This window comes from Clostridium sp. ZBS2 (assembly GCF_023845855.1).
GTDB lineage: Bacteria > Bacillota > Clostridia > Clostridiales > Clostridiaceae > Clostridium > Clostridium aquiflavi.
Window position 1 is genome coordinate 1 of record NZ_JAMQIF010000024.1, and the last position, 9,814, is coordinate 9,814.

Sequence of the window (9,814 nt, forward strand, 5' to 3'; positions counted from 1 at the left end):
TTTTTAATTCTTTAGGAATTTATATTATTAAAAAATTTGTGGATAACTTTTAAAATAATGTGTTTTAAAGGTATTATGAGTACCCCTAAAGAATAAAAAATAATCATATGCCGCACCATTATTCCTGCACTGCGTTTGGAAAGGGCGCATGGCTAAAAAAATCGACGGCTCCAAAGTCGCCTTAGCGATTTTGTTCTAAAAGCTATGTTTTAGCAAAGTGTGGATATATGTATACGCAAAATATATCCACACATATTTAAAACATATCTTAATATTTTATCATTTAAATATATAATTATTTTAAAGTAGAGCTAAATTTAACTATAAGATTTTTTTAATGCTTGCTTTAATATTCTTGGATCTTTTTTATATTGTGTTATTGGACAAATTTTTTTATGCTTTATATTAAATAAAGTATATACTGCTATCCTAGCTGCACGTACAGAGTACTCTTCTGTAAACACCATATCTCCTGGTATTTCAACAAATTGACTAATCATTGCAAAATTTGTTGAGCCATTAGGTACAACTTTAGGACGATCACTCATCTTGCGTGGTTGAAATTGTGAATCTATATATGGCATCATGCAAGGAATAACATTAACTATAGATTCTTTTATCTCATCAATTTTATCTTCAAAATGCAAATGATGTAATAACTCTATTAAGATTTCTTCTCCAGTACACTCACGCATAGGTTTCTTTACATAATCTCCTTCTCTATCAGTGTACAATCCATATCCCCAGAAAATAGTAGTATCAAGTGGTTGATTTTTGAAGTGTGGTTGAGCAGCTATAACTATGCTCATTAGCCAACTTGAATCTTTAAAAGTCATTAATGCTCCACTACCTGGAATATTTCCAGAAAATTGCTCTATAAGTTTTAATAATTTATTTCCTTTACAAGTTACAGTAAAGCTTTCCCAATTAGTTTTCTCTGGATATTTAAAAAATGGTTCAGGATTTCCAAGTCCAATTTTCTTTTTAGCTATTTTTTCCCAAAGTTCAGCCGACATTGGGTTATCTATTTTATACTCTGCTGGTGTATTGTAATCTCCTAATGTTGCATTATCAGTCATACAACCATTAGTCATAATACATACATCATCATCTTTTAATTCAATTATTTTTTCTCCTTCCGAATCTTTTATGTGTATTGCAGTAACTGTAATCTCTTCTCCTTCTTTAAAATCCAGATCTGTTACTGTTGCATTAATACTAAAATCTACTCCAAAGTCTTCTAAATAAGATTTTAATGGCATAATAACTGATTCATATTGATTGTATGTTGTACGAGTTACTCCTTCTAAAGTTTCAATACGTGAAAATTCAAATATCATGCGTTCCATATAGCGTTTAAATTCAAATAAACTAGACCACTTTTGGAATGCAAATGTTGTTTGCCACATATACCAAAAATTTGTTTCAAAGAAATGTGGTGTATGTTCAAACCATTCCTCAATAGTCATATCATCTAATTTTTCTTCTGGAGTTGCCATTAATTTTCCAAGTGCCATACGATCAGCATTATTAAATCCCATACTCTTTGTATCTTGTATTACACCATCTTTATCAACTAACCTAGCTTGTGCATGTGTTGGATGTAAATGATCAAAATTTAAAATTTCCTCAGTAACGCTTTTTCCTGGAAACTCTAATGATGGAATACTCGAAAATAGATCCCAAAAGTTTTCATATGTTTCTTCATTGAGCATTCTTCCACCACGACATATAAATCCATTAACTGGATTACCTCCACCATCATTACTACCCCCAAGTATTTTCATACCCTCTATAATATGAATATTTTCACCTTCAAAATTGCAATCTCTTATAAGATAAGCTGCACCAGCTAATGAAGCTAAACCTCCACCTACAAAGTACACATCTTTGCCTTCATTATTCATATATTCAAATGATTCTGTAAAAATTTTATTTTTAGCTTTATTTTTAACTTTATTTAATCCTAAAGTTGCTGCTGTTGCTACTCCTGTTATTGCACCTAAAGTAAGTAATATATTGACATTCTTATTTTTTTTCATCTTCTTACCCATATAACATTCCTCAACTTTCATTTTTAACTTATTTATTATTTTATCAATATTATATTTTAATCCAATTAAATTACAATTATACAAATTCTATTATAATTTAATTATAACTTATTTTTATTTGTAGAATAAAAAATTTAAGCTATAAAAAATTTAAGTATTTTTATAGCTTAAATAACATTAACATTTATTACATTATATTTTTTAAACATCCTCAAAAATTATCATACCATCTTCTTGTGCTACTAATCCTTTTTCTTCTAACTTTTCTAATTCTATATCTAAATCAAATTTCTTATTCATTTTATCGTCTTTTTCATTTTCATATTTTGAAAAAATCTTTTTAAGTTCATAATAACTTATTTCTTTTGCCTCACTTATTTTATTAATTAATTTTAAAGAATAATTAGAATATTTATTCACAATATCACTCCTTATTATAAATTTAGTATATAATTTATGTAATTAAGCAAGACTATAAGATATTTTCGTTTGTTGTTATATTATACTAAATGTGGTAACTCAATTATTACTATATTATTAATATTACTTCCTATCATTGTTAATATCAAAAAATTTATTGACATCATTTTATATATTTCATACAATTTTTACAAGAAACATTTTTATTAGGAGATAAAATATGAGGATTTTAAAGGATTATTTTGTAACATTTTTAATTTTAACTGTATTAATTATCACATTGTTTTTTTGCGTTTATTATTTTCCACAACAATCCGAGGACATAGTACAAGCTAAAAACATTGAATCAAATGAAGATAATGAAAATTATGATAAAGTTCATATTGATAGTGATAATTCTCATAGCTCCAATACAGAAAATATTGAAAATGTTAAAACTGTTGAACCTACTAAACTAATTACTGGCACTAAAATAAACAAAGATTTATTTAATGAAACTTTAAGTGATAATGAAAAATTGAAAATTTTAAATGATAGTAAATATAATCTTGAGGATAGAATCCTTTTTTATTTAGGATCTGATAGCGATCGTGTTGGATTTATATACTATGATTTAAACTATAATAAATATATTGAGCTTAATAAAAGTAATACTTTCATTGCTGCAAGTACTTATAAAGTTAAATTAAATGTATTGACATATGAAAAAAATAAGACAGATAAAAATTTACTTAATAAAAAATTAGATTATAAAGAGGATGATTATGAAGAAGGGACAGGAATACTTCAAAATTTATGTGACATTCCTCCTACTCCAATTAGTGAATTATTAGATTTATCTATAATTAATTCCGATAATATTGCTACTAATATGATTGGTTCATATTTAGGTGGACATGATCAAGTTAGAAAAGAAATTAATGAAATGTTTAATATTTCAATACCATATAATGAAAATATAACTACTCCAGAAACTGAATTCAGAATTTTAAAGCATATTTATGACAATAAAAGTGATGTAACTTACTCTCATTTAATTGATGTTTTAAAATCTACTGATTATCATGATAGAATAGATAAATATATCCCTCATAACATAGTTGCTCATAAAGTAGGTTCTAGTAATGAATACATACATGATATAGCAATAGTATTTCCAGACAACCCTTACATATTTATAATTTATACAAAAGATTTAGAAAATGCTGAAGAAAAAATAGCTCAGATTTCAAAGACAATTTATAATTATCAAGTTAATAATCGCATAATAAATTAAAGGTGGCTACGCCACCTTTTTTAGTTAAGAATGGAGAGTTGAGAATTAAAAGTTTTGGTTGAAAATCTTTAAGACTTTCTAAAAATATAATTTCAAAATTCCAATAAGGAATTTTTTCCTTAACTCTCCACTTTCCACTATCAACTTTCAACTAACATCTATTCATATCTTAGTGCCTCAATTGGATCAAGTTTCGCAGCTTTATTAGCTGGATAATATCCAAAGAACACTCCAATAAACATAGAAAACGTAAAACTAATTAATATTGTAGGAACAGATATAACAACTGGCGATTTTAAAACTAAAGATGTAATAATTCCCATCCCTATACCTAACACTATTCCTATTGTCCCACCTATTGCACATATTATAGCTGATTCTACTATAAACTGCATTTTTATATGAGAACTTTTTGCACCTAATGCTTTTCTAGTACCTATTTCTTTTGTTCTCTCTGTAACAGACACTAGCATTATATTCATTACTCCAATACCACCAACAAGTAATGATATTGCTGCTATGACCGAAATAGCCAAAGATACTTTTCCAAGAGCTGAAGTCATTTCTTTTAGCTCACTTTCCATATTACGAACCTGAACTGTCCAGTTTTTATTATTTTTATATAGATTTTTAAAATATTTACTAAAATCATTTGTTAATTTCATTATATCAGCATCTGCCTTTGGCTTTACAGTAAAATATGAATAATTTTTGTTCTTAGCAGATTCTTTAGATGTAGTTACTGGAATATATAAATTAGTTTGCATATCTTTTTCAGATGATCTACTACCTCCATCAAAAGGTGATGCTTCAAATTTATATACACCTACAACTACATAACTTTTAATATCATCTCCTACATATACCTTAATCTCTTTTCCTAAGGGATCTATATTTTTTTTAAATATATTATTTACAAATTTATCAGATACAACGGCAAGTTTTCTCTTTCCTTTTACATCCTTATCATTTATAAATCTACCTTTTAATAGCTTTATATTTTTGGCATCTTTATACCCGTCATTTACACCCATAATACTTACATTAGCATATGAATATCCTTCTTTTGCTTTTCCTGATCCGCCATGTTCAGATACACTTATACTATCAATGTCATTGCTAAATCTTTCTTTAAATTCATCAATCTGTTCTAATGAAAAGCAATCTTCTTCTGTCATTTTATCCCATGCATTTGAATCATAGCTCATTCCATCTTCTCCTTCACTCTTAGGAGAGATGGAAACATCTATATTTGTTGCTCCATTGCTAGCTAATGTACTTGTTAAAGATGAAGTTATGGCATTACCAATTGATACTATTCCTATAACAGAAGAAATTCCAATAATTATTCCAAGCATCGTAAGAATAGAACGCATCTTGTTTGATTTGATTCCAGCTATGGCAAGCATTATATTTTCTTTTATAAACATAACTTTTCACCATCTGGAAATTTCTTAGAATAATTCTTATTATAGTCATCAGATATTATCTTTCCATCCTTCAACGTTATAATTCTTTCAGTTTCTAATGCTAATTCATAATTATGAGTTATAAATACAATAGTCTTTCCTTCTGTTTCATGTACTTTATGAAATAAATCCATAACTAATCTTCCAGTTTCTGAATCTAATGCTCCTGTAGGTTCATCAGCAAGTATTATACTTGGATCATTAACTAAAGCTCTAGCTATTGCCACTCTTTGCTTCTGACCACCAGAAAGCTCATTTGGAAGATGATTAATTCTATCTTCCATTCCTACAAGCTCTAAAAGTTTTTTAGCACGTTCTATTCTAATCTTTTTATCCACTCCTGCATAAAGCATTGGTAACTCAACATTTTTAAGTGCACTACTTCTTGGTATTAAATTAAATGTTTGAAATACAAAACCTATTTTTTTATTACGTATTTCTGATAATCCATTGTCTGATATATCATTTATATTAGTACTATCTAATATATAAGTTCCAGATGTAGGTCTGTCCAAAGCTCCTATAATGTTCATTAAAGTACTTTTACCAGATCCAGAAGCCCCTACTATTGATATAAATTCGCCTTTTTTTACATTTATATCAATGTTTTTTAAAATATCTAATTGATTCTCAGTTCCTATATAGAAGCTCTTTACAATATTATTCATTTCAATTATATTATTGCTCAATAACCTCACCTCCAACAGGCTCAGCCATTCCTCCACCTAGTTCAACTATACTTCCAACAGTATAATTGCTTGGTTCAGAAAGTACTTTCATTCCATCTTGTAGTTCATCTCCATAGATTTCAACATTAAAATCTGATTCCATACCCTTATTTATAGCTAATTCTTTAATAATATATTTATTATCTTCTTGTGCTTCAGCTACATATATACTTAGACCATTTTCATTTTCAATTATGCTCTCATGAGGAATTGCATAAACATCATTTTTTTCTTCCAAAATAATATTTAATTTTGCTTTCATTCCTATCTTTATATTTTCATTCATCTCATTAATTTTTACTTTAGCTTCAAAAATAACATCTCCACTATTAGATGTAGAATTACCAGTAGCTACAGTAGGTTCATCAACTTTAGCTGTAGGACTTATTTCACTTATTTCTCCTAAAAGTTCTAAATCATCCGTTGCATCTGTTTTTATTATAGTTTTTTGACCAACTTTTATATTAGCAATGTCGACTTCCTTTATTGATGCTTTTATAACCAAATTGTTTAAATCTTCTATTTTAAATAATGTTCCTGTGCTTGGGCTTCCTACAGTTGCATTAACAGTAGTGATAGTTCCATCTACTGAAGCTTTAATTGTGCATTCATCTAATTCTTTCTTTTTATTTTCAAGTGCAACACGTTCACTTTTATTTTCATAAGCTATTTTAGCGCTTTCATAGCTATTTTGTGCATTTTTTAAATCTTCTTGTATTTTTAGTTTCGAATTTTCCAACTCAACATTAGCTTTGTTATAATCATCTTTAGCTTTATTATAATCATTTTCTGATTTTTTAAATTCCTGATTAGATATCTCTCCATAGCCTAAAATTGTCTTGTTATATTGATATAATCTTTCTGCATCTTCTAAAGTCATTTTGGCTGTTTCTAACATTGAGTTTGCATTTATAAGATCTGTATTAAGATTATTCTCATTTATGTAAACTATATTGTCATATGCTCTTTTTTTACTATCAAGATCTAACTTACCATTCGCCTCAGAAGCACTCAAAGTTTCTGTTAATTGCTCTATTTCCTCTTTTAATTTTTCAGTATCTAATATAGCTAGAACATCTCCAGTCTTAACTTCATCTCCAACTTTAACCTTAACTTCTTTGACTATATTACCTGAATTTGTATAAACATTTGTAGAATTTTCACTTTTTACTTCACCTAAAACATTAATACTATTAACAATATTAGCTTTGTTAAGAATAGTATTTTGAGCTTGTACATTAGGAGGTTTAGAAAAAAACATCTTAAATGCAATTCCTACAATAACTAGAATAGCTACAATTAACATAACCATCTTTTTTTTACTCATACGTTTTTTAGAATTTTTCACTTTTGAAATAATATTTTTAGGACTTAAATTTTTTATTTCTATTTTATTCATAATTTATACCACTCCACTCTAATATCCATCTTTCATTTTCATATAGCTTAAATAATCCATGTATAAATTATTTACTTGTGATATAAAATCTTGATTTTTATTATTTAAACCAACTTCTAACTCATCCACTTGTTTCTTTGATGCAAATCCATAATTATATTTAGTTTGCATTATTAAAGCATCATCTTGAGTTCTACTTAATTTATCATTGCTTGCTTTTAACAAGTTGCTTGAAAGAATAAGATTATTATATCTTTTTTGAAATTCTATTTTAACTTTTTCTTCTTCCTGCCTTAATGAAATTTTATTATTTTTAATTTCATAATCACTTATATCTGAGTCATCTTTTGCTTTATGATTTTCCATATCTTTTATTTTTAGGTCTATATTATTTAGTAACATATCATCTAAATCTTCTTCAAAATTTATTTTAGATATTTTATCAAGATCACCTTTTATATTAGTATCAACTTTTATACCTGTATTACTTGGAACCCCTAAAGAAAATAATAGATCTTTTAACTCGTTTTTTTCTTTAACCTGTATTTCTTTTAGCTCATTATTAAAGTCAGTAATATCATCTAAGTTTTTCTCATACTCTTTTTTAGATATAAATCCATTACCATACTTTATATTATTTATTTCTACTTGTTTATTTTTAAAATTAGTTTCATATTGCTTTAATTCTTTTTTTAATAATGTGTCTACATATTGTATATACTGTCTTTGTGCTGATTCAATTAAGCCTTGTAAATCCTTTTCATATCTTATATTAGATACTTTTAAATTGTGCTTTGCTGCTTGCTTTTCATCTTTTAATGAATCTAATTCTTTTTTGGCACTCCTTAGATCCTCATTCAATTTAATTTCTTTATCTTCCTTTTTACTCTCTGAAGATTCAGCTATCTCTTGAGGCTTAACTACATTTTTATAATTACTAATATCATTTTCTAGTCTACTGATTTCGCTTTCTTTATCATCAATTTCATCTAAAATATCTTTATACTTTTCTTTATCTTTTTTTAAATTATTCTTCATTATTTTTAAATCAGGACTATACTCAGTTATAATTTCTTCTATATTTTCCATAGAAAGTTGCATATTTTCCCGTGTTGCTGCTTGTACACTTATTTGATTCATAAATACAAACAATACTAGTAAAATTCCAGTTATTCGTTTCAAAATTTTATTCCCCCTAAAATAAATTAAAATATTTTACATTAAATCTTTTCTTATACAAGGTAAAAATTTATATTTTTACACATAATTTAGTATATATTCAATCTATTAAATAAATCTTTAAATAAACCTTAAGATAATATTATTTTTTAGTTTTTATTGACTTTTTCCTAATATAACCATGATATAACTTTAGAATTTAAAAAAGATGATTCCTATTTATTCAGAAATCATCTTTATACTTGGCTATGTTTTTAATATGTGTTGATATATACAATGGGTAAAATGGCATATACCGCTACTATTTTAAAATATGTTCATATATTTTTATATTATATATATTCTCTTTTTTATATTAATCCCTAAAAATATTCCTAAAAATATCTTTGCTAAATCAAAAATAACGAAAGGTAAAACCCCTATTTTTAAAGCACCTGAAAATGTTATATTTAAAATAAACGCTAATTGAGCTGTGCCTATAATATAACAAATTATAATTCCTAATGTGCCTGAAAAGCTAATAATAAAATAATTATCATTATACTTTTCTGAAAAATATCCAATAATTAATACCATTAATAAAAATGAAGTAATATATCCACCTGTTGGTCCTAAAAGTGCTTGAATTCCTCCTTTAAAGCCTGCAAAAACAGGTAACCCAATTGCCCCTAATAATATGTATATTATTTGTGATATAAACGCCTTTTTATACCCAAGAATAACTGCTGAGAGTACAATTGCAAAGACCTGCATTGTAAACGGAACTTGAAAAAATGGTATTGAAATTTGAGCGCATATAGCTGTAATAACAGCAAACATTGCACATACAATTTGATCCTTTAATATTAATTTACTAGATATAACTTTTTCCCCCCTTAATAGTTTCTTATATTATATAATTATGGCTTTTCAATTGTCAACTATATTATCAATATAAGTTTACAATAAATTTATAAAAAAACAAAAGGCTATGTCACACTTTATTAATTAAAAATATACAAATGATGTTTTAGGTATTAAATCTAAAAATAGGTATATGGATAAATTTCCATATACCTACTTTCAGTAAATAAATATTATTTATAATATTGGATTTAGGGATAATTTAAGTTAAATTTTAAGCAATAATATAATTAATCACTATATTATGCAAAATATCTATCTAATAATCCTTTAAATGCTCTTCCATGTCTAGCTTCATCTTTACACATTTCGTGTACTGTATCATGGATTGCATCTAAATTTAATTGTTTAGCTAGTGTTGCTAAGTCTTTCTTTCCTTGACATGC

General features: G+C 26.5%; 9 protein-coding genes. 1 reads left to right on the forward strand and 8 read right to left on the reverse strand.

Annotated elements, in window-relative coordinates; all coding sequences use genetic code 11:
* Positions 1-317 precede the first annotated feature (317 nt).
* Both NG918_RS14130 and NG918_RS14135 read right to left on the reverse strand, forming a co-directional pair.
* Entirely contained in the window at positions 318-2,054 is a 1,737-nt protein-coding gene (locus tag NG918_RS14130; RefSeq protein ID WP_252213675.1) for an oleate hydratase, read from the reverse strand.
* Positions 2,055-2,255: 201 nt separating this feature from the next.
* Positions 2,256-2,474, reverse strand: coding sequence for a DEAD/DEAH box helicase (locus tag NG918_RS14135; protein WP_252213677.1), 219 nt, complete (start codon positions 2,472-2,474; stop codon positions 2,256-2,258).
* A gap of 220 nt (positions 2,475-2,694) precedes the next feature.
* Here NG918_RS14135 and NG918_RS14140 point away from each other — a divergent pair, with 220 nt between their 5' ends.
* Entirely contained in the window at positions 2,695-3,750 is a 1,056-nt protein-coding gene (locus tag NG918_RS14140; RefSeq protein ID WP_252213679.1) for a serine hydrolase, read from the forward strand.
* A gap of 158 nt (positions 3,751-3,908) precedes the next feature.
* On the opposite strand, the gene NG918_RS14145 is transcribed toward NG918_RS14140, so the two are convergent.
* From NG918_RS14145 to NG918_RS14170, 6 genes are all read right to left on the reverse strand, one after another.
* Positions 3,909-5,180 (reverse strand): ABC transporter permease, encoded by a 1,272-nt coding sequence (locus NG918_RS14145; protein WP_252213681.1) that lies wholly within the window; start codon positions 5,178-5,180, stop codon positions 3,909-3,911.
* A complete protein-coding gene (locus NG918_RS14150; RefSeq protein ID WP_286674011.1) occupies positions 5,171-5,908 on the reverse strand; it encodes an ABC transporter ATP-binding protein in 738 nt (245 codons plus the stop codon). Before NG918_RS14150 ends, NG918_RS14145 begins: the two co-directional genes overlap by 10 nt.
* The gene (locus NG918_RS14155) at positions 5,898-7,346 is read right to left on the reverse strand and encodes an HlyD family secretion protein (RefSeq protein WP_252226743.1); all 1,449 of its coding nucleotides are present in this window, start codon (positions 7,344-7,346) and stop codon (positions 5,898-5,900) included. Before NG918_RS14155 ends, NG918_RS14150 begins: the two co-directional genes overlap by 11 nt.
* Positions 7,347-7,364: 18 nt before the next feature.
* Complete coding sequence (locus NG918_RS14160; RefSeq protein WP_252213685.1) at positions 7,365-8,528, reverse strand: coiled-coil domain-containing protein; 1,164 nt, start codon at positions 8,526-8,528, stop codon at positions 7,365-7,367.
* 324 nt (positions 8,529-8,852) lie between these two features.
* Positions 8,853-9,386: a biotin transporter BioY gene (locus tag NG918_RS14165; protein WP_502800128.1), complete on the reverse strand. Its 534-nt coding sequence runs from the start codon at positions 9,384-9,386 to the stop codon at positions 8,853-8,855.
* Between the two features lie 284 nt (positions 9,387-9,670).
* Positions 9,671-9,814 (reverse strand): ferritin family protein (locus NG918_RS14170; RefSeq protein WP_502801314.1); only part of this gene is annotated, 144 nt, incomplete at its 5' end.

What these genes read in the sequence shown, in the direction of transcription:
- NG918_RS14130 (WP_252213675.1), bottom strand. Translation starts at nt 2,054, where the DNA reads ATGGGTAAGAAGATGAAAAAAAATAAGAATGTCAATATATTACTTACT.
- NG918_RS14140 (WP_252213679.1), top strand. Translation starts at nt 2,695, where the DNA reads ATGAGGATTTTAAAGGATTATTTTGTAACATTTTTAATTTTAACTGTA.
- NG918_RS14145 (WP_252213681.1), bottom strand. Translation starts at nt 5,180, where the DNA reads ATGTTTATAAAAGAAAATATAATGCTTGCCATAGCTGGAATCAAATCA.
- NG918_RS14155 (WP_252226743.1), bottom strand. Translation starts at nt 7,346, where the DNA reads ATGAATAAAATAGAAATAAAAAATTTAAGTCCTAAAAATATTATTTCA.